Source organism: Xanthomonas hortorum, assembly GCF_024339125.1.
Lineage (GTDB): Bacteria > Pseudomonadota > Gammaproteobacteria > Xanthomonadales > Xanthomonadaceae > Xanthomonas > Xanthomonas hortorum.
On sequence record NZ_CP101417.1, the window covers coordinates 1838215 to 1857335 of the forward strand.

General features: G+C 64.0%; 17 protein-coding genes. 9 read left to right on the plus strand and 8 right to left on the minus strand.

Annotated elements, in window-relative coordinates; genetic code table 11:
* Positions 1–147: 147 nt before the first annotated feature.
* The 4 genes from panE to NMB96_RS07660 all read right to left on the minus strand — a co-directional run bounded on the left by panE (position 148) and on the right by NMB96_RS07660 (position 3776).
* Positions 148–1086 (minus strand): 2-dehydropantoate 2-reductase, encoded by a 939-nt coding sequence (gene panE, locus NMB96_RS07645; protein WP_023905599.1) that lies wholly within the window; start codon positions 1084–1086, stop codon positions 148–150.
* Between the two features lie 118 nt (positions 1087–1204).
* Positions 1205–1957 (minus strand): DUF3800 domain-containing protein, encoded by a 753-nt coding sequence (locus NMB96_RS07650; protein ID WP_023905598.1) that lies wholly within the window; start codon positions 1955–1957, stop codon positions 1205–1207.
* Positions 1957–2760 (minus strand): ABC transporter permease, encoded by an 804-nt coding sequence (locus tag NMB96_RS07655; protein WP_023905597.1) that lies wholly within the window; start codon positions 2758–2760, stop codon positions 1957–1959. Before NMB96_RS07655 ends, NMB96_RS07650 begins: the two co-directional genes overlap by 1 nt.
* Positions 2757–3776 (minus strand): ABC transporter ATP-binding protein, encoded by a 1020-nt coding sequence (locus NMB96_RS07660; RefSeq protein WP_023905596.1) that lies wholly within the window; start codon positions 3774–3776, stop codon positions 2757–2759. The genes NMB96_RS07655 and NMB96_RS07660 overlap by 4 nt, the downstream gene beginning before the upstream one ends.
* Before the next feature lie 35 nt (positions 3777–3811).
* On the opposite strand from NMB96_RS07660, the gene NMB96_RS07665 reads away from it, so the two are divergent.
* On the plus strand, positions 3812–4639 hold the full coding sequence (locus NMB96_RS07665; protein WP_023905595.1) for a ferredoxin--NADP reductase: 828 nt from the start codon (positions 3812–3814) through the stop codon (positions 4637–4639).
* 250 nt (positions 4640–4889) lie between these two features.
* On the opposite strand, the gene ftrA is transcribed toward NMB96_RS07665, so the two are convergent.
* The gene (gene ftrA, locus NMB96_RS07670; protein ID WP_255086611.1) at positions 4890–5900 is read right to left on the minus strand and encodes a transcriptional regulator FtrA; all 1011 of its coding nucleotides are present in this window, start codon (positions 5898–5900) and stop codon (positions 4890–4892) included.
* 175 nt (positions 5901–6075) lie between these two features.
* On the opposite strand from ftrA, the gene NMB96_RS07675 reads away from it, so the two are divergent.
* A complete protein-coding gene (locus NMB96_RS07675) occupies positions 6076–8256 on the plus strand; it encodes a TonB-dependent receptor (RefSeq protein ID WP_255086612.1) in 2181 nt (726 codons plus the stop codon).
* Positions 8243–9727 carry a PepSY domain-containing protein gene (locus tag NMB96_RS07680; RefSeq protein WP_255086613.1) on the plus strand — a complete coding sequence of 495 codons (1485 nt, stop codon included), beginning with the start codon at positions 8243–8245 and terminating at the stop codon, positions 9725–9727. The genes NMB96_RS07675 and NMB96_RS07680 overlap by 14 nt, the downstream gene beginning before the upstream one ends.
* 68 nt (positions 9728–9795) lie before the next feature.
* On the opposite strand, the gene dmeF is transcribed toward NMB96_RS07680, so the two are convergent.
* Positions 9796–10791 (minus strand): CDF family Co(II)/Ni(II) efflux transporter DmeF, encoded by a 996-nt coding sequence (gene dmeF / locus NMB96_RS07685; protein WP_023905590.1) that lies wholly within the window; start codon positions 10789–10791, stop codon positions 9796–9798.
* 66 nt (positions 10792–10857) lie between these two features.
* Here dmeF and NMB96_RS07690 point away from each other — a divergent pair, with 66 nt between their 5' ends.
* On the plus strand, positions 10858–11130 hold the full coding sequence (locus NMB96_RS07690; protein WP_104551897.1) for a metal/formaldehyde-sensitive transcriptional repressor: 273 nt from the start codon (positions 10858–10860) through the stop codon (positions 11128–11130).
* A 63-nt stretch (positions 11131–11193) separates the two neighbouring features.
* On the opposite strand, the gene NMB96_RS07695 is transcribed toward NMB96_RS07690, so the two are convergent.
* The gene (locus NMB96_RS07695) at positions 11194–12765 is read right to left on the minus strand and encodes a GH39 family glycosyl hydrolase (RefSeq protein WP_023905589.1); all 1572 of its coding nucleotides are present in this window, start codon (positions 12763–12765) and stop codon (positions 11194–11196) included.
* A 330-nt stretch (positions 12766–13095) separates the two neighbouring features.
* Here NMB96_RS07695 and NMB96_RS07700 point away from each other — a divergent pair, with 330 nt between their 5' ends.
* Genes NMB96_RS07700 through NMB96_RS07720 form a run of 5 tightly spaced genes read left to right on the plus strand, consistent with a single transcriptional unit; the run spans position 13096 to position 17501 of the window.
* Positions 13096–13683, plus strand: coding sequence for a hypothetical protein (locus tag NMB96_RS07700; protein ID WP_023905588.1), 588 nt, complete (start codon positions 13096–13098; stop codon positions 13681–13683).
* The gene (locus tag NMB96_RS07705; RefSeq protein ID WP_006449488.1) at positions 13680–13880 is read left to right on the plus strand and encodes a helix-turn-helix transcriptional regulator; all 201 of its coding nucleotides are present in this window, start codon (positions 13680–13682) and stop codon (positions 13878–13880) included. The genes NMB96_RS07700 and NMB96_RS07705 overlap by 4 nt, the downstream gene beginning before the upstream one ends.
* A gap of 60 nt (positions 13881–13940) precedes the next feature.
* Positions 13941–15533: an alpha/beta hydrolase gene (locus NMB96_RS07710; protein ID WP_043889918.1), complete on the plus strand. Its 1593-nt coding sequence runs from the start codon at positions 13941–13943 to the stop codon at positions 15531–15533.
* Positions 15534–15564: 31 nt separating this feature from the next.
* The gene (locus NMB96_RS07715) at positions 15565–16311 is read left to right on the plus strand and encodes an ABC transporter ATP-binding protein (RefSeq protein ID WP_043889536.1); all 747 of its coding nucleotides are present in this window, start codon (positions 15565–15567) and stop codon (positions 16309–16311) included.
* Complete coding sequence (locus tag NMB96_RS07720) at positions 16308–17501, plus strand: ABC transporter permease (RefSeq protein ID WP_115039339.1); 1194 nt, start codon at positions 16308–16310, stop codon at positions 17499–17501. The genes NMB96_RS07715 and NMB96_RS07720 overlap by 4 nt, the downstream gene beginning before the upstream one ends.
* 460 nt (positions 17502–17961) lie before the next feature.
* Here NMB96_RS07720 and NMB96_RS07725 read toward each other — a convergent pair whose 3' ends face one another.
* Positions 17962–18981, minus strand: coding sequence for an energy transducer TonB (locus NMB96_RS07725; protein ID WP_023905584.1), 1020 nt, complete (start codon positions 18979–18981; stop codon positions 17962–17964).
* Positions 18982–19121 lie beyond the last annotated feature (140 nt).

Below are 19121 nucleotides of genomic sequence, written 5' to 3' on the forward strand. Positions count from 1 at the left end.
GCGCGGCATCGCATGACATGCAGCGATGCGCAGTGCCACCTCGACGTATCGACATCAACCCTTCCCCCATCGGGGGAAGGTGCCCGCAGGGCGGATGGGGGTACGGTTTACACGCAGCCCAACAACCGCCCGCACACCCCAACAACCTCAGCTATGCCGCAACACCTGATACGCCTGCAGATGCACATTCGCCGCCATCAGCAGCGGCGCATTACGCCCGGTCTCGCGTACCCGCTTCAGCATGTCGCCAACGATCTGCGCCGCTTCCACGTCCTGGCCGGCTTCCAGATCGCGCAGCATCGAGGCCTTCAACGGCGAATCCACCTGCAACAAGGTCTGCAGCGCCTTGGCGCGCGCAGCTTCCGGAATCGGCTGCCCGGCCGCATCGGCGGCCCACAGGCATTCGTTGTACACGCCGTTGATCAACGCGCGGCCGTCGTCGGTGGCCACGATCGCACCGACCGGCGCACGCATCAGGCAGGTGGCCGCCGCCAGCGCGGTGAGGAAGCTGTACTTGATCCACTGCTCCTGCGCGATCTGCTCGCTGGCCACATGATCGATGCCGGCCTGCGCGCAGGCCGCAGCAAACGCCTGCACCCGCGCTGAGCTGGCACTGCCACTGCGCTCACCGAAGGTCATCGCCGCCGGCTTGCCCAGGTGCAGAATCTCGCCGTGCTCGCCCTTGGTCGCACTGATGAAGCACAGCCCGCCCAACACCCGCGCGGCACCGAAGCGCTCGTCCAGCGCCGCGTAGTGCCGCAGACCGTTGAGGATCGGCAGCACCGTGGTGTGCTCGCCGACAGCCGGCGCAATCGCCTCGATCGCGCTGTCCAAGTCGTAGGCCTTGCAGCTGAGGATCACCAGATCGAACGGCCGCTGCGCCACCAGCGCCGGCAGGTCCTGCGCGGTGACATGCACCACCGGCAGATCCGCATCGCCGAGCGGGCTGCGGATGCGCAGGCCATCGGCCTGCAACTGCGCCGCACGCGCATCGCGCACCAGGAAGGTGACATCGACCCCGGCCTGCGCCAGACGTCCGCCGAAATAACCGCCGGTGCCACCGGCGCCGAGGATGAGGATATGCATCAGAATCTCCGTTCAGCTTGATGGTTGGAGCGTGTTGGGCAAGGTGTTAAAGTCGCAACCGGATCGGGGATTCTCGGTCGGCATCAGGCTCTGGCGGAATCGCCGGGGCCTTTTGTTTTTACGGGAAGCATTTCAATCCGTAGCCGAGATAACGGCCAGTGGCATCCTTGTCCAGCTTCTGCTCGATGACGTCCCACGCACGATTGGGTTGGTCGGGACGCAACTGCCGCATCCCGATCGGACGCGCGACCAGATCGGCCAGCTGCAACTCGATCGCATTGCTTTTCTTGTCGCAGATCACCGGATCGAACGGCATTTCGACACCAGAAAAATTGTCGCCGCCACAGATCCGGCGAAATGCCAATTCCAGGTCCTGATCCTCGTTATGTCCACGCGCCTCGCACAGCACGTGCGTGGTCAATGGTGCGCCGCGTTGCGCAACCTGGCCCTGCTTGCTGAGCTTGTAGTACATCCGCTCCAGGCAGAAACGCATCGAGATTTCATACGGATTTTCCCCGCGCTGGCGATCCTGAAGGCGGCGTTTGTCGATGACGGCGGCAAAAATCGTCATCGGCGCGGAGGCCAATGCATCTGTCAGTACATCGATAAACGCCTGTTTCCTTTCGCGATCGCGCAATACCGAAAACGGCCCGATATCCCGGCGGATCTCACGTTCATGCAGCACCACGGCATCGTGGCCGAACGTCGCAAACTTGATCCGTTGAATCGCCGGTACCACCGCAGCCATGTAATCGCGTTTGCTGATCAGGCAGCAAGACAGCACGAACAAGGGGAAGGCCGGATCGATGTTCGCCATCCCGTGGTCGCCGCTTTCATCGACGAATACGATGTAGTCGCTGAACTGCACCATCAGCTGCGTAAACCAACGCCCCGCCTGAGCAACCACAGCGCCAGTGCGCTGAGGACCGCGACAAAGCCCAGCATCAGCGCGTAAGCCACCCAGATCGGCACGTCGGAGCTGCCGAGCAGGCCGTAGCGGAAGGCGTTGACCATGTAGAAGATCGGGTTGGCGTGGGTGGCCGCTTCGGCCCACGGTGGCAGCAGCTTCACCGAATAGAACACGCCGCCCAGATAGGTCAGCGGGGTCAGGATGAAGGTGGGCACGATCGCCACGTCGTCGAACTTCTTGGCGTACACCGCGTTGACGAAGCCGGCCAGCGAAAAGATGATCGCGCCCAGCACCACCGTGCTCAGCGTCACCAGCGGATGCGGGATGCGTACGGGGGTGAAGAACATCGCGATGATCAGCACCAGCGCGCCGACCATGACCCCGCGCAGCACCGCGCCGGAGACGTAGCCCCACAGGATCACCCAGTTGGGCATCGGGCTGACCAGCAGCTCTTCCACATGCCGGCCGAACTTGGCGCCGAAGAAGCTCGATGAGATGTTGCCGTAGCTGTTCTGGATCACGCTCATCATCACCAGGCCCGGCACGATGAACTGCATGTAGCTGTAGCCGCCCATGTCGCCCACGCGCGAGCCGATCAGCCCGCCGAAGATCAGGAAGTACAGCGTCATGGTGATGGCCGGCGGCACCAGGGTCTGGCCCCAGATGCGCAGGATGCGCTGCACTTCGCGGCGCACGATGGTGCCCAGCGCAATCCAGTTGCGGCGTGCGTTGGTGGGTTCGGTCACGGTGCGGATCTCGTTCATGGCTGGCCTCCGCTGCGCGGCTGCGTTGGCGGTGTGCCGTTGGGAATGGGCGTCGCGGGTGCGGCGGCGTCTGGCGCCGGCGCATCACCGGTCAAGCGCACGAACAGCTCTTCCAGCCGATTGCTCTTGGTGCGCATCGAGCGCACCCGGATGCCGGCACTGCCGAGCGTGGCGAACACGCGGTTGAGGTCCATCGCGCGCGGCATGTCCAGGTCCAGCGTGTGGCCGTCGATGGCGGTGAGCGTGGTGCCTTCGATCACCGGCAATTCGGCCGGCAGGTCACCGTCGATATCGAACAAAAAGCCTTCCACATCGAGCTTGGCCAGCAGCTCGCGCATCGGGCCCTGGGTGACGATCTGGCCATGATTGATGATGGCCAGGTTGCGGCACAGGTGCTCGGCTTCTTCCAGGTAATGCGTGGTCAGGATGATGGTGGTGCCGGCGGCGTTGATTTCTTTGAGCACGCGCCACATGTCGCGGCGGATTTCGATGTCCACGCCGGCGGTGGGCTCGTCCAGGATCAGCAGCCGCGGCTGGGTCATCATGGCGCGGGCGATCATCAGCCGGCGCTTCATGCCGCCGGACAGCGTGCGGCTCATCACCTGGGCCTTTTCCCACAGGTGCGAGCGGCGCAGCTCCGCTTCGGCCAGCCGCTCGGCCTCGGCACGCGGCATGCCGTAGAAACCGGCGTAGTTGACCAGGATGTCGAAGGGTTTTTCGAACAGATTGAAGTTGACCTCCTGCGGCACCAGACCGATCAGCCGCATCGCATCGCTGCGATGGCCGACCAGATCGGTGCCGAACACTTCCACCTGGCCGGCGGACAGATTCACCAGCGAGCTGATGATGCCGATCAGGGTGGATTTGCCGGCGCCGTTAGGGCCGAGCAGGGCGAAGAAATCGCCTGGCGCCACGTCCAGCGAAACGCCTTTGAGCGCCTGGGTGCCGTTGTCGTAGGTCTTGCGCAGATCGCACACACGCAGCGCGGGTGCGGTGATCGGAGATGGGGAATTCAAGATGTTCCTTCGCGTCAGCGTGACGGCGCAGCGAGTTGCAGGCCGTTATTATAGAAGCCCGCGGGGGCAAGCCCCGATCACAGACTGTCCTAAATACGTTCGTGCCCGTTCAATTCCCCCTCAAGCTTGTCGACCGGCGCATGATTGCGCCCACCGTGGCCCACTGCCAGTTCCTGCGTGACGACGGGCAGCCGCTGGATTTCCAGCCCGGGCAGTTCATCCAGATCCATTTCAGCGGCGCCGATGGCACGCCGACCAAGCGAAGCTATTCGCTGGCGACCATCCACGACCACGCGTTCGGGCCGGGCGAGGCGGTGGATATCGCGGTGAGCTTCGTGCCCGGCGGCTCGGCCACTGCGCTGTTCGAAGGCCTGCAGATCGGCGACCAGTTGCAGGCCAGCGGTCCCTATGGCCGTTTCTGCCTGCCGCCGGGCGACCACAACCGGCGCTATGTGCTGATCGCCACCGGTACCGGGGTCACCCCGTACCGCTCGATGCTGCCGTTGCTGGCCGAGGCGATCGCCAGCCGTGGCGTGCAGGTGGTGCTGCTGCAGGGCGCGCGCACGCCTTCCGAATTGCTATACGGCGATGACTTCCGTGCGTTTGCCGATGCGCACCCGCAGTTCCGCTACGTGCCGTGCTTCTCGCGCGAGCTGCCCGAGCAGCCGCACGCCGATGTGCGGCATGGCTACGTGCAGCAGCAGCTGGCGGAGTTCGCGCCCAGTGCCGAAGGCGATATTGCCTACCTGTGCGGCAATCCGGACATGGTGGACAGCTGCATTGAAGCCTTGAAGGCAGCCGGCCTGCCGAACGCGCAGATCCGCCGCGAGAAATACGTCAGCCCGGCGCCGGCAAAAGTCTGAGGTCATCGGGCAGGTGCCGAGCTGTCTTGCTCGGCGCCGCTCATCACGCGTGGTTCGCCTCAGAGTGGCTAACAAACTGTCAAGTGTGCACAGCTGGCTGATCTGCAGCTTGGCTGCAAGGGCCAGTGGAGATGGTCGGTGTGCGTGGCCGACATTGCTCCAGTATTCAACGAAGGCGAGTGCGGTTAACACTTTGTCGCCAGTGATATAGCGTTCGAGAGTTTTATTAGCGACTCCAAGTCCAGCATGCTCAAATCCCGTCGACAGCATCGCGGTGCCCGCCGAATACACGCCGATACTGCGTTGGCGATAGCGCCAGCGTGCGCCGGAAGTGGTGCCTGAGCGTTTCGGCCGAGCCGAAGCCACAGCGCGTTGCAATCTCTTCGATGTCGGCGCCCGAGGTTTCCAGCATCTCGCGCGCACGGTTGAGCCGTTCGTTGACGACCCATTTGCCCGGCGACATGCCGGTGGTCGCTTGAAAGCGCCTTAGGAATGTCCTGCGGCTCATGCCCGCAGCAGCGGCCAGGGACTCCACGCTGTGGTTGGCGGTGAGGTCCTGATTGATACGCTCCAGCAACGGCCCAAGCCGGGTACTTTCATGGACCGGCGGCACCGGCCGGTCGATGAACTGGGCTTGGCCGCCATCACGGTGGACCGGCATCACCAGGCGCTTGGCAACCTGGTTGGCGATCGCCGGGCCAAAGTCGGCCCGCACGATATGCAGGCAGAGATCGATGCCTGCGGCACTGCCGGCGGAGGTGAGGATGTCGCCCTCGTCCACGTACAGCACGCCCGGCTCCACGGTGATCTGCGGGTAGCCGCTGGCCAGCATCTCGGCATTGCGCCAATGCGTGGTGGCTCTGCGCCCCTGCAACAGACCCGCCTGGGCAAGCACAAAGGCGCCGGCACAGATCGAGACGATGCGTGCGCTGCGTTTATGCGCACGCTGCAGCGCCTTGATCAGCGCGGCCGGTGCCGACGAACTGGTATCTCTCCAACTGGGAATGATGATGGTGTGGGCGGTATCGAGCAGATCGAGCCCGCCATCCACTTCGATGCGTAGTCCGCCCAGCGCACGCAGGGGGCCGGGTTCGGCCGCGGCAATAGCGAACCGATACCAGCCCGGGCCCACTTCCGGGCGTGGCAATCCAAAGATCTCAGTGGTGATCCCGAATTCGAACAAGCCAAGTTGGTCGTAGGCGACCACCACCACCAAGGGCGGCAACGCATCGCGACGCACGCGTTTTTTCGAAGTTGGCATGAAATGAACGATAGATGGCGTTTACGCCACTGTCACCCATCGCCTGCTGCTGCGCAACATGACGCCTGTCCCTGTCATGCGAGCTCAGCCGTTGCCTGGCTCATACACCTCTGGAGAGTGATTGGTGAGTAATCCCCCCCGTGCGCGACACCTTCGGTCCTCCTGGAGAACGCACATGACGTGCATGCCAGCAACGCTGCTGTCCTTGTCGATCACCGCAGCACTTGGCTGCATGGGAACCGCACGCGCGCAGCAGGCCGGGACGGTGCAAGCCACCGAAGCGACCACGTTGGACCAGGTGGTGGTGAGTGGGCGTCTGCGCTCGCTGGAACAATTCACCCCGACCGGCAGCCGGCTCAATCTGTCGGCGCGCGACACGCCAGGCACGCTGGATGCGATCAACGCCGCCGCGATCGACGCGCGCGGGTTGCGCAGCGTGGAGAAGGCCGCCGAGAGCCTGCCGGGCGTCAGTACCGGCGGCTCGCCGGGAAACCCGGCGACCTTTTCGATGCGCGGCTTCACCGACGGCCAGATCACCATCCTGCACAACGGCCTGTATCTGGGGCCGTCGAACATGACTAACCGGCCGCAGAACACCTTCAATCTGCAATCTGTCGAAGTGCTGAAAGGGCCGGCTTCGGTGATTTACGGCCAGGGCGCGGTGGGTGGTGCAGTGAACGTGACCAATAAGGCGCCCACCTTCGGTGCCGGCACGTACGAGCTGCTGGCCGGGGCATCGAGCTATGGCGGCCGGGTCTGGGGTCTCGGCGCCGGGGGAGGGCTCAACGACGACTGGGCCTATCGCGCCGATATCAGCCGGGTGTCGTCCGATGGCTATGTGCATGGCGCCGACTCCAGCGCGCTCAACGCCACCGTGTCTTTGCTGTGGCACCCGCGCGAAGACATCAGTGCGCAGTTCTCGCTGGATTATGCAAAGGACCAGCCTTCGACCTATTTCGGCACACCGCTGGTGCCGGCGACTGTTGCGCGCGATCCCCTCAACGGCATCCTGCGCGCGCCCAACGGCGATGTCGTCGATGGCGCCACCCGCCGCAACAACTACAACGTGGCCGATGCAAGCATCGACTCCCGTCAGGTGTGGCCGCAGGTCTACTTGAAGTGGAAACTTTCCGACGCCGTCACCTTGCAGAACATGGCGTATTACTTTCATGCCGATCGTCGCTGGCTGAACTCGGAAAGTTACACCTACAACGCGCAGACGGGCGCGATCGATCGTGACCGGTTCTTCGTGTATCACGATCAAACGCTATGGGGAAATCAGACCAGCGCCACCATCGATCACAGCATCGCAGGCCTGAAAAATCGCCTTGTCGTCGGCGTCGATTACAGCCGCCTGGATTTCGTCAGAAACCGTGGCTTTCCCGATGGCGACAGCGTCGCGTTGGCGACGCGAGACCCAAGCGGCACGTTCGGTGAGCGCGTGCGTCGGCGCAGCCCGACCACCTGGACAAACGCGGCGCTGTTTTTCGAAGACGCATTGGACGTCACCGACAAGGCCAAGCTGGTGCTCGGTGGGCGCTACGAATACCTCGATCTGGATCGCAAGAACTTCGGCCCGGATGGGGAGTTTCAGGCGGCGTCGAGTTTCTCCAGAACCTATCGCCCCGCCAATGGACGCATCGGTCTGGTCTATGCGCTCACTCCGAGCATTACGCCGTACGCGTCGTACACCACGGCGACCGACCCGGCCGGCTCCAATATCTTCATCGTCAATGCGGGGCAGGATTTTGCGTTGAGCAAATCCCGGCAAGTGGAGCTGGGCCTCAAGGCCGCCACGCTCGATCAACGGCTGAGCGGCACGCTGGCGGTTTACGACATCAAGCGCAACAACATCCTGGCGCTGACCGCGCAGGATGCGCTCAGCAATATCGGGCAGCAAACCTCGCGCGGGTTCGAACTCAGCGTCGATGCACAGCTGGCATCGCAGTGGAGTGCCAGTGCCAATTACGCCTACGTCGACGCCGAGTACGCGCAGTTCATCGACAGCAACACCGGTCTGGATGCCTCCGGCAATCGTCCCACCAACGTGCCCAAGTCGCTGTTCAATGCCTGGACCAGCGTGAGAAACGTGGCCGGCTTGCCGTTGGAGTTGGGCGTCTCGGTGCGGCATGTCGGAACGCGCTATGGAAATCTCGCCAACACGCTGCGGCTGGAGTCGTACACCTTGACCAATGCGTACGCGACCTACGACCTGAATTCTGCGGTCTCGTTGTCATTGCATGCGGATAATCTGTTCAACAAAGATTACGTGCAATGGGCCGATGTGTTTTACCCGGGCCAGGTCATCCTGGGGTTGCCCAGGACGGTGGAGCTGAGCCTGCATGCACGCTTCTGATCGGCCAGCGCGGCGCCGGCCGAAGATGTTCTGGCTCGTCTGGTTGCATCGCTGGACCGGTGTGGCGTTCTGCCTGATGTTTGCGGTGTGGTTCGCCAGCGGTCTGGTGCTGGCCTTTGTGCCGTTTCCCTCGTTGAGTCCGCAACAACGCTGGAGCGCTGCCGAGCGCATCGACTTGTCCAGGCTGACGGTTACGCCGGCGCAGGCCTTGCGCAGCGTGCGCGATGCGACGGCGTTGCGGCTGGTGTCCATCGGCGGGCGTCCCGGTTATGTCGTCAGCACTGCGACTGCGACAACGGCAGTCGATGGCATCGATGGACAAGCGCGTGGGTTATTGCGTGCAGAGGCGGCCAGCGCGATTGCCGCTGGGTTCGGTCATGCCACCGTGCAGCGACTGGATGGCCCGCTGGAATACGATCAATGGAGCGTGCATCAGAAGTTCGATCCATGGCGGCCGTTTTATCGCGCTGCGCTGCAGGACGACCTGGGGACGGTGCTGTATGTGTCGGCGCGGACCGGTGAAGTGGTGCAGCGCACGTCTTCCACAGAACGTGCGTGGAACTGGGTCGGGTCGATTCCGCATTGGCTGTATTTCACTCAGCTGCGGCGCAGTTTCGCTGTCTGGGACCAGACTGTGTGGTGGCTGGCGCTGGCGGCGCTGTGCAGTGCGAGTGCCGGCACGGTGCTGGGCGTGTATCGCACCTGGCAACGCGCGCGCAGCCCCAAGCCGGCGTGGTCGGGTTTTCGCGGCTGGCTTCGCTGGCATCACGGGTTGGGCCTGATCGGCGCGGTGTTTGTGCTGGGCTGGATCTTCAGCGGCTGGCTGTCGATGGATCATGGCAGGCTGTTTTCCAGAGGCATTCCGGATCCAGGCCAGGTCGCGCGCTATTCCGGTGCGCCATTACGTGCGGCGCTGGCAGGCGTGGATGCAGGTGCACTGCGGTGTCTATCGGGCGCCACCCAGATCGACTTCACTGCGGTCGACGGCCGTCCTGTTGCGGTGGCACGCGGCCCTGCCGGTAGCTTGGTGAGCGAAGGGATGCCCGGTCGCATCACCGGCACCCGGCTATCGCCTGAATTGATCCGGCATGCGGCAGCGCGTGCCTGGACGCTCGATCACAGCACGGCGGCGCCAGACAGTGCCGAGGCGCTGTACCGCCAGGGCGACGGAATTGCCGCCGATGCGGTGCGACTGACAGTGGCATCGCCCGCGCGCACCGCGCTGTACTTCGACCCTGCCAGCGGAGTGCCGCTGTTGGCGCTGGATGCAAGTCGCCGCACCTATGCGTGGGTGTATCTGGCCATCCATACGACCAATTTTCCGTGGCTGCAATCGCATCCTGTCGTCCGGCGCATCGTGCAACTCGGGCCGCTGCTGCTCGGGCTGGCGTTCTCGCTGACCGGGGTGGTGCTGGGAGCAAGGCGATTGATGCTCAGCCTGCGCAAGAGCAAACAGACGGCCCTGTCCTGATGCATCACCGGCTTCCACGCTAAGAACCGCATGCCAGGCATCGCGCCGAAGGGGCGCGATGCTGACCGCTAGGCCGCTGCGAGCGTCGCTGGCGGGCGCTGCAACTCGACGGTGATATGCACCAGTTCTTCGTGAATCTGCAGCGCCTCGCGAACCAGCTTCGCATCGATATCTGCCGCGGTGATCAGGCTGACCACGCAGGCATAACGATCACTGCCGACGCGCCAGACATGCAGGTCGCCGATGTCGATCGCATGCGGCAGCTCGGCGATGACCTGCTTCACTTCTTCCACCACCGGGGCATCCATCTCCGCATCCAGCAGCACGCGGCCGGTACTGCGCAGCAGCCCCCAGGCCCACACGGTGACCAGCACCGCGCCGACGATGCCCATGATCGGGTCCATCCAGGTCACGCCCCAATGCATGCCGGCGACCAGCGCGACAATCGCCAAGACCGAGGTCGCGGCATCGGCGACCACGTGCAGATACGCCGCTCTCAGATTGAGATCGGCGTGACCATCGTGGTGCCCATGCCCATGCCCGTCATGCGCGTGCTCATGGCCGTGCCCATGCCCATGGTGATGGCCGTGGTCATGCGCATGGCTATGCGAATCGCGTAACCACCACGCGCAGATCAGGTTGACCAGCAGGCCGATGACCGCAATGACCGTGGCTTCCTGATACTGGATGGGTTTGGGCGAAAACAGCCGTTCCACCGATTGGAACGCCATCAGGCCGGCAACGCCCAATAGCAGAATCGCACTGGTGTAGCCACCCAGCACTTCGACCTTCCAGGTGCCGAAGGTGAAACGCACATCGTTGGCGTTGCGCCGCGCGAAGCGGTAGGCGAACAGCGCCAGACCCAGGGCGAGCGCGTGCGAGCTCATATGCCAGCCATCGGCGAGCAAGGCCATGGAGTTGAGCGTCCAGCCGCCGACGATTTCCACCACCATCATGACCACGGTCAGGATGACGGCCTTGCGGGTGCTGTGTTCGGCCAGCGGGTTGGTGCTGGCAAAGGTGTGCGACTGCGCGCAGTGCGGCGCGGCGTGCGTGATCGACATCGGAAGATGCTCTGGCTACGATACCCCCCCTATGGTATCTCAGATACCCCCAGGGGGTATATGGCAATGGCACATCTGAATCAGGACAAGTCCAAACTGCTCGCTCGCGTGCGCAGGATCCGTGGACAAGTGGAGGGGCTGGAAAAAGCCCTGGCGCAGGACGTGGACTGCACTGCGTTGTTGACGCAGGTGGCGGCGTTCCGCGGCGCGGCGCAGGGGTTGATGGTCGAGTTGCTCAGCGAACACCTCAAGCATCATGTGGCGGCACCGGATGCACTGGGCGACCGCGAGCTGGCGGTAGAAGACATCACCGCCATTCTCAAAACCTATCTGAAGTAAGAACGCTCACCAACACTGCTGCGCTCATCGCCAGGCGGTGAGCGCAGCAGTGGTTGCCGGTCCTCAGCGCGGAGACGGTTCCAACGTCATCAGCACCACATCGTTGCTGCGCATCGGGACGCGGATCTCCACCACGCCATCGGCGCCGACGCGCACGCGGCGGTCCTGTTCGGGCGTATCGCGCGTGGCCTGCTGCAACTGCGCCAGCTGACGCGGCGCCAGGTCCTTGGGCATGCCCATGTCGATGTACAGCGACAGCGGGTCGTTGCGCCGGTAGCCGGTCTTGCGCACCTGCAGCTGATACGTGCCGGCCGGCACCTGCGTCAGCCGGAATACTAGTGGCGCGCTGTCGGTGCTGGGCACCTGCCTGGTATAGAACGGGGTATTGCTCACCGCCTGCACCGGCTGCTGCCAATCCCAGGCCAACGCCGCGATGCGTTTGCCATCCACCGCCGCAAACGCGTGCGCATCGCGCAGCGGAATGTCGCGGCCCTTGAGTGCGTTCAAGTACTTGTAGGCAAACCAGGCCGGCTTGCGGATGCCCTCGCGATTCATCAGCCCGAAGCCACCGTGGAAGGGCGTGGGCGGCGGGCCGGGTTCTTCGAACAGATCGGTATAGGTCCAGTAGCTCATGCCCTGCACCAGGCCTTGCACCTGTTTAAGCTTGGTCAGGATGTAGGGCGCGCTGATGTAACTGTCGTGGACGAAATCGCGCGGCGTGTAGCTGCTGCTCCACTCGGTGAAATACAGCGGCAGATCCGGGAACGGCGAGGCCTGGATCTGCGCGCGCACCCTTCGCACATCGCCAACAATGGCATCCGGCGATGCAGACAGCTTGGTGTCCTGCTTGCCGTCTTCATCGAGAAATCCGCCATCCACGCCGTAGGTGTGCGTGCTGACGAAATCGATCGGCAGTTTGTTTTGTGCCACATAGGCCAACAGTTCCGGCACCCATGCCGCACCGGCCGTGGACGGACCACCGACCCGCAATTGCGGGTCGATCGCCTTGATCGTGCGTGCGGTGTTCGCGTACAGAGCGAAGTAGGCCTGCTGGTCGGCGTTTTCCCAGAAATCCTTGAGGTTGGGCTCGTTCCACACCTCGAAATACCACTGCCGCACTTCGTCGGCGCCATAGCGCGCGCGGATGTGGCGCACGTAGGCATCGATCAGCTGCGTCCACTTGGCCGGATCCGGATGCGAGGTGTTGCCCTTCCAGTAGAAGAGCGTCTGCTCGGAGGTTTTCATCGCGCTCGGGGTAAAGCCCAATTCCACGAACGGACGAATGCGCTTGGCCAGCAGCGCGTCGTAAAGCTGATCCAGCTTGGTCCAGTCGTAGACGAGTTTTCCGTCGACGTCTTTCACCGTGCCGAGCACGTCATGGAAGACATCGTGGAAGCGGATGTAGCGAAACCCCAACTCCTGCACAGCCGGAACCAGGTGTGCCTGGGTGTCGCTGCGGATCAAGGTGCCGGGAAAGTCCGAGCCAATCGACAGAGCGTAGAAACGGTCGACCGGCCCGCTGGCGGTGGCCAGATCCACCTGGATCGTGCGCGGCGCAGGTGCGATCTCCTGCGCCACTGCCGAGGTCGCCATGCAGCCACTCAATGCGATTGCCAACAAGATCTTCAGACGCATCATCGCTCCCACCAGTATTCGATCAGGGAGCGTAACCCAGCTCCGGTGCAGCGCTACGGACGGGATGTGGATGCATCTCTTCTCGCCATCGTCGAGTCGGCGATCACGGTAGCCCGCGCGTCACCGGATGTGTAAAGGGTGCTTGACAGCTAGCCGCGTCAAGCGCATCGTGCCTGTCAAGTTCACTTGACAGGCGAAAGGGATGCATCAGCAGCATAGGCAATCGGACTGCACACAGGGCTGGCCGGCGCAGCGGTTGATGCGCGGCAGTGCCGAGATGGAGAGCGTTGGCCCGTTATCGAGCGCAACAGTGCAGAAGAGGCGCAGCTCATGACCAGCTACAACCGCAACGCGCTGGTCGCGCTCTGCCTGGGGTTGGGCTTGCTCGCAGTGGGTGCGCTTGGTCATTGGCGGCTGCTGCCACTGAGCGCTTACCTTTCCGGGTTGTGTGCAGGTGCGGGCGTGTCGTGCCTGTTGCTGGCGCTGCTGTTTTGGCTGTCGCGCGGCAGCATGCGCGACAGCACGCGCCCCGCATTGGCGCGGCGTTATCAGCGCGAATTCGGCGTGCCGATGATGTTGTACGTGGTGGTGATGCTGGTCTGGAAATACCTGCTGGCCCACGTGGACCCGAACTGGGCGCGCGTGCTGATCGCGTTGTTGCCCGCAGTGTTGGTGGCGTTGGTGATCCGCGCGGTGGCGCGCTACGTGCGCGACTCGGACGAGATGCAGCGACGGATCGAACTGGAGTCGATCGCCATTGCCGCCGGCCTGGTCAGCGGCGCGTACATGACCGGTGGGTTTCTGCAGGCCGCCGAGCTGATCGACATCCCCGCAACGGTGGCGATGCTGTGGGTGTTTCCGCTGTTGTGCGGAATTTACGGCATCACCAAAAGCATCAACGCACGTCGCTTTCAATGAACAGCCGCGTACGCGAACTGCGCGAGGCCAGCGGTTGGTCGCAAGGCGAGCTGGGCGAGCGGCTGGGCGTATCGCGGCAGACCATCAATGCGCTGGAGACCGGTAAGTACGATCCCAGTTTGCCGTTGGCGTTTCGCATCGCGCGTTTGTTCGGGGAATCGATCGAGCACGTGTTTCTGTTTGAAGACGGGCAGTAGTCGCAGCGGTCACACCCGACCGGCTGCGGCGTCAGGGAATAGGGGATACCAGGAGAGATGGTGAACATGGTGAAACAACCCACAGTGGCAGCGGCATTGCTGATTGCGATGCTGGCTGCCGGATGTCAGCCTGCAAATAAACCTGCTGAAAACACACCTGCGAAAGATGCGCCTGCTGCAACCAAGGCTGGCGCAACTGCACCCGGCGGCGCGCAGCCACGTGCAGCAACCACGCAGACCGGCACGGCCGCAGCCAATCGCTACGGCACGCTGCAATTCGTCCCGTGCACGCTGAGTTCCGGCAGCGCGGCAGGCAATATCGAAGCGCAGTGCGCAAGCCTGCGCGTGCCGGAGAATCCGGCCGCACCGACAGGGCGCAGGATCGACTTGAAGATCGCCTGGCTGGAAAGCGATGCCGGCGCAGGCAACAAGCCCGATCCGGTGTTCTTCATCGCCGGTGGGCCGGGGCAATCGGCGACCGAGGCTGCCGCCATCGCAGCGGCTGCGTTACGCGAGGTACGCAAAAATCGCGACATTTTTCTGGTCGATCAACGCGGCACCGGGGGATCTCACCCCATGCGGTGCGAGACAGCCGATGGCAAGCCGTTGCAGGCCGGCATGGCGTCCAGTCCGGAAGAATTGAAGGCCTATGCGCAGCAATGTGCCGAAGGCTTGCAACGCCATACCGACCCGCGTTACTACACCACCGCCGAAGCCATCGGCGATCTGGATGCCGTCAGAGCCGCCCTGGGTGCGTCACGCATCGACCTGATCGGTGTGTCTTATGGAACGCGCGTGGCGCAGCACTATGCCAAACGCTATCCCGCACAAACGCGCGCCATCGTGCTCGATGGCGTTGCGCCCAGCGATCTGGTGATCAGCGGTGAGTTCGCACGCACGTTTGAAGACGCTTTGATCCTGCAGTCCGAGCAATGCCGTGCCATCGCGGCCTGTCGCGCGCGCTTTCCCACCGATGTGCGCACGCAACTGCGTACCGTCATGGACCGCTTGAAGACCGAATCGCCGGAAGTGGAGTACCGCGATCTGCGCACCAACGTCATCAAGCGCGATCGGGTGACCGCTGACGCGGTGATCGGTCTGGCCTTTACCTTCTCCTATGCACCGCAAAGCGCTGCCCTGCTGCCGCTGGTGCTGGATGAAGCCGCTGCAGGTCGCTACGCGCCGTTGATGGCGTTGTCGCACATGGACATGCAGATCAACCAGCCCATGCAATGGTCGGTGGTGTGCGCCGAAGATGCCGACCGTTATCGTCCGGCGCCCGCGCACCAGGCATTGCTGCTGGGCGAGGATGTCCCGCGCAGCGTCTTTGCCGCATGCCCGGTGTGGCCCAGCGGCAAGCGTGCCGCCGATTTCACCGCGCCGCTGCGTTCGCAGGTGCCGGCCTTGTTGTTGTCCGGTCAGCTGGATCCGGTCACGCCGCCACGCTACGCCGACACCGTGCTCAAGGGACTGCCCAATGGGCGGCATCTGGTTGCGCCCGGGCAGGGACACAGCGTCATGGCACTGGGGTGCATCCCCAAGCTGATGGCGCAGTTCATCGAAACCGCCAATGCCGGTGCGCTGGATGCGCGCTGCGTTGCCGATCTCAACAACGTGCCCGCGTTTACCTCGTTCAACGGATGGGAACCATGAGCCGCACCGACCACGCCACGGAGGCGCTCGCATGATCGTCGTCGACAACCTGCACAAATCGTTCAAGACCAAGACCGGGCTGGTGAAAGCCGTCGATGGGGTGAGTTTCAGCGCCGCCGATGGCCAGATCACCGGCCTGCTCGGGCCCAACGGCGCCGGAAAGACCACCACCTTGCGCATGCTCTACACGCTGATGTCGCCCGATCAGGGCAGCGTGACCGTGGATGGCGTGGACGCCGCCCGCGATCCGGTCACGGTGCGCCGCGCACTTGGCGTGTTGCCGGATGCGCGTGGCGTCTACAAGCGGCTGACCGCGCGCGAAAACATCGCTTACTTCGGTGAGTTGCACGGCATGTCGCGCACGCTGATTGCCGAGCGCACGCGCCTGCTGTCGGCCGCGTTGGACATGGACGACATTCTCGATCGTCAGACCGAAGGCTTCAGCCAGGGCCAGCGCACCAAGACCGCGATTGCGCGCGCGCTGGTGCACGACCCGCGCAACGTGATTCTCGACGAGCCCACCAACGGCCTGGACGTGATGACCACGCGCGCGATGCGCGGCTTTCTGCAGCAGTTGCGTGCAGAGGGGCGCTGCGTGATTTTTTCCAGCCACATCATGCAGGAGGTGGCGGCGCTGTGCGATCGCATCGTCATCGTCGCCAAGGGCACGGTGGTGGCCTGCGGCAGCGCCGACGAACTGCGCGCCAGCACCGGTGAAGACAATCTGGAAGACGCCTTCGTCAAGGCGATCGGCTCGGACGAGGGACTGCACGCATGAGCACCACATCGTTGTTGTCCACCCTGTGGACGGTACTGCGCAAGGAATTGCGCGATATCGGCCGCGATCGCCGCACGCTGGCATTGGCCTTGCTGCTGTCGCCATTGCTGTACCCGATCCTGATCCTGGGCATGGGCGCACTGAGCGAAAGCCGTGTGCGCACGCAGATCGACAAGCCGCTGGAGATCCCCACGCTCGGTCGCGAGAACGCGCCCAATCTGGTGCGTTTTCTGGCCGCGCAAGGACTCAACGCGGTCGCCGCGCCGGCCGATCTGACTGCTGCGATCCGCACCCAGGAGGTGGATGTGGCGCTGCGCATCAGTGACAGCTACGCCGAGGACTGGCGTGCCGGCCGCCCGGCCTTGGTGGAGGTCATCAAGGACAGCACGCGGCGCGAGGCCGACGTGCCGGCCATGCGGCTGCAGGCCGCGCTCAGCGCCTACAGTCAACAGGTTGGTGCACTGCGCTTGCTGGCGCGCGGCATCGATGCGCAGGTGGGCAGGCCGCTGGAAATCGCAGCCCAGGACCTGGCCACCGCCGACGCCAAGCGCGGGCAAATGATGGCGATGCTGCTGCCGGTGCTGCTGGTGATCACCTCGTTTCTGGGCGGCGCCTCGCTGATTCTGGATGCCACCGCCGGCGAGCGCGAACGCCAGTCGCTGGAGCCGTTGCTGGCCACACCGGCGCCACGTAGCGCGATTGTCAGCGGCAAGATCGCCGCCGCCTGCGTGATCGGCATGGTGTCGTTGTTGCTCACGCTGCTGGCGTTCAAGCTGAGTGCGCAGTTGTCCACCTCGAACCTGGGGCGCCAGCTCAATGTCGGGTTCGTGCCTATGTTGCAGATGCTCTTCATCCTGGTCCCGATGTTGTTCGTCGGTACCTCGCTGCTGACCTATCTAGCCGCTGCCGCCAAGAGCATGAAGGAAGCGCAGGCGCACATGACCTGGCTACTGCTGCTGCCGATGTTGCCGGGCTATGCGTTGATGGCGTATCCGCTGAAGACGCAGTTATGGCACTTCGCGGTGCCGTTTCTGGCGCAGAACCAGATGCTGTTGAAAGTGATACGCCATGAGCAGATCAATGCGCAGACCTGGGCGGTGTATCTGCTGGCTGGCTTCGGTGTAGCGGCGGTGTTGTGGTACGCGGCGGTGCGGCGGTATCACCAGGAGCGGTTGGCGATTTCCGGGTGATGTTCCTTCTCCCACCGGGAGAAGGTGGCGCGCAGCGCCGGATGAGGGTACGGGTTGCTGGTGCGAATGCGCAGCTACGATTGTTGATATTTGTGTGCAATGTGGCTGTTGTCTATCAAGTTCGTGATGTTCACTTCGCCGCCGTACCCTCACCCCAACCCCTCTCCCGCAGGAGAGGGGCTCGCAATCCCTTCTCCCATCGGGAGAAGGTGCCCGAAGGGCGGATGAGGGTACGGATGACCAGTAAACAAAAAGCCCGCATCGCTGCGGGCTTTTTGTTTGGTGCCCGACATTCGCCGGGAGTGCAGTGCATCGATCATCGGCAGCCATGGGCCATGGGCCATGGGCCATGGGCCATGAGCCAACAACCAACCAATCAACCAATCAACGACCAAGCAATCAAGCAACCAACGGACTCACTCAGCCGCATGCAGAACTACTCGATCGCCCAACGCCCCACTCAACCACCCGGGTTAAACGACAGCGTGCGCCGCGTCGTCACCGGTGCGGCCACCGGTTCGAAGCGCCAGCGCTTGACCGCGTTGAGGGCTTCGCGGTCGAACACGCGCGGCGGATTGGCGCGCAGCACGCGCGAGGCGGTGATCGAGCCGTCGGTGCCGACGGTCAGTTCCACCAGCACTTCGCCGGAGGTGCCGGCGCGCAGCGCTTCAGGTGGATAGCGCGGTGCCGGGGTGCTGATCGGGCGCAGCGACTGCGCGCTCGGTGCAGCGGCGGCGGGCGCAGCAGCCGGTGCCGGGCGCGTGGCGGCCGGGGTCGGTGCCGGCGTCTCGGCCTGACGGCGCGCCGCGGCCTGGCGCTCTGCTTCGGCGGTCTGCTGACGCGCAGCTTCCTGTTGCGCGGCGATCTGCTGCGCAGCGGCCGCCTCGCGGGTCTGCTGCTCGGCCAGGCGCTTCTGCTCGGCCGCTTGCTTGGCCTTGTCTTCGACCAGCTTCTTGGCCTGTTCTGCATCCTGCTCGGAGCGGTTGGCGGCGGTCTTCATGCCCGCTTCCAGGCCGGTCTTCAGGCGCGGCAGTGCCGGTGCCTTGGGGTCGACCTTTTCGATCAGCGCGATCAGGCGCTGCGCTTCGGGGAATTCTTCGCGGCTGATGCCCTGTTCGGCGGCGATCAGCGTGTACGGCATCAGATCGGTCAGCGCGCTGTTGACGGTGGCGTCCTGCGGCTGCTTCTCGCGCAGTGCCAGGTAGTACTCCACCGCGTTGTCGCCGGCCGGGGCGTACATGCGGTTGTCCTGCAGCGCCTTGGTGGCCGATGCGCGCAGCTGGTCGGCGGCCATCGACTGCACCTGCGGCGATACCGCAGTGGCTGGCGTGGGCGCGGCGGCCGGTGCCGCAGGCGTGGCGCCGGTGGCCGGCGCGGTGGTGGCGGCCTTGTCTTCCTGCTTGGAGCAAGCGGCCAGGCCAACCAGCAAAATGACTGGCGCGATCCGGCGTGCCATACGGCCCTGTGTCAGATCCAACATGCGTCCCCCTTACCCCGAGTGAGATAGATAACGTTGCTGCGGCGAGCGCCGGCCACTGTTCCCGCAATGGACGGCAAAGCGGCAATCTAGCATTGCTGGGGCGGTCTAAGCCAAGGGGTGCGCCGAGGTCGGGCGCAATG

Coding starts and splice junctions, on each gene's coding strand:
- panE (WP_023905599.1), bottom strand. CDS start 1,086: ATGCATATCCTCATCCTCGGCGCCGGTGGCACCGGCGGTTATTTCGGC.
- NMB96_RS07650 (WP_023905598.1), bottom strand. CDS start 1,957: ATGGTGCAGTTCAGCGACTACATCGTATTCGTCGATGAAAGCGGCGAC.
- NMB96_RS07655 (WP_023905597.1), bottom strand. CDS start 2,760: ATGAACGAGATCCGCACCGTGACCGAACCCACCAACGCACGCCGCAAC.
- ftrA (WP_255086611.1), bottom strand. CDS start 5,900: ATGCCAACTTCGAAAAAACGCGTGCGTCGCGATGCGTTGCCGCCCTTG.
- NMB96_RS07675 (WP_255086612.1), top strand. CDS start 6,076: ATGACGTGCATGCCAGCAACGCTGCTGTCCTTGTCGATCACCGCAGCA.
- NMB96_RS07680 (WP_255086613.1), top strand. CDS start 8,243: ATGCACGCTTCTGATCGGCCAGCGCGGCGCCGGCCGAAGATGTTCTGG.
- dmeF (WP_023905590.1), bottom strand. CDS start 10,791: ATGTCGATCACGCACGCCGCGCCGCACTGCGCGCAGTCGCACACCTTT.
- NMB96_RS07690 (WP_104551897.1), top strand. CDS start 10,858: ATGGCACATCTGAATCAGGACAAGTCCAAACTGCTCGCTCGCGTGCGC.
- NMB96_RS07695 (WP_023905589.1), bottom strand. CDS start 12,765: ATGCGTCTGAAGATCTTGTTGGCAATCGCATTGAGTGGCTGCATGGCG.
- NMB96_RS07700 (WP_023905588.1), top strand. CDS start 13,096: ATGACCAGCTACAACCGCAACGCGCTGGTCGCGCTCTGCCTGGGGTTG.
- NMB96_RS07705 (WP_006449488.1), top strand. CDS start 13,680: ATGAACAGCCGCGTACGCGAACTGCGCGAGGCCAGCGGTTGGTCGCAA.
- NMB96_RS07715 (WP_043889536.1), top strand. CDS start 15,565: ATGATCGTCGTCGACAACCTGCACAAATCGTTCAAGACCAAGACCGGG.
- NMB96_RS07720 (WP_115039339.1), top strand. CDS start 16,308: ATGAGCACCACATCGTTGTTGTCCACCCTGTGGACGGTACTGCGCAAG.
- NMB96_RS07725 (WP_023905584.1), bottom strand. CDS start 18,981: ATGTTGGATCTGACACAGGGCCGTATGGCACGCCGGATCGCGCCAGTC.